The 437-nt window shown below is 67.7% G+C and carries 1 pseudogene; it reads left to right on the top strand.

Features of this window, described 5'->3' with window-relative positions:
- A pseudogene (locus EOA36_RS36885) lies at window positions 1-437 on the top strand (chromosome segregation protein SMC); the annotation flags it as partial.

The following is a 437-nucleotide window of genomic DNA, read 5'->3' as shown; positions in this document are numbered from 1 at the left end:
CGGCTGGCCGATGCGCCCGACGAGATCGACGCCAAGCGCCGTGCATTGCTGTCGCAACTCACCGAGGCCGAGACTTTGCGCAAGGCGGCCGCCGACCGTCTGCAGGAGGCGGAGAACCGGCAGGCCGAACTGGACAAGGCCGCCACATCAGCCATCCAGTCGCTGGCCGAAGCGCGCGAAACCCGCGCCCGTGCCGAGGAACGGCTGACGGCGGCGGACGAGCGCCGGCTGGAAGTCGAGGCGCGTATCCAGGAAACGCTGAACACGCCGCCGCATCTGGTCATCCGCCACACCGGCCTGGAAGCCGACGATCCGATGCCCGAGATGCCCGAGATCGAACGCCAGTTGGATCGGCTGAAAATCGAGCGCGAACGGCTCGGCGCCGTCAATTTGCGCGCCGAGGAAGAGCAGAAGGAGCTTTCCGAGCGCCTGGAGAC

The sequence above is a fragment of the Mesorhizobium sp. M8A.F.Ca.ET.021.01.1.1 genome (assembly GCF_003998025.1).
Lineage (GTDB): Bacteria > Pseudomonadota > Alphaproteobacteria > Rhizobiales > Rhizobiaceae > Mesorhizobium.
The sequence above is the reverse complement of the archived record's forward strand: the minus strand, read 5'-3'. Positions and strand labels throughout refer to the sequence as shown.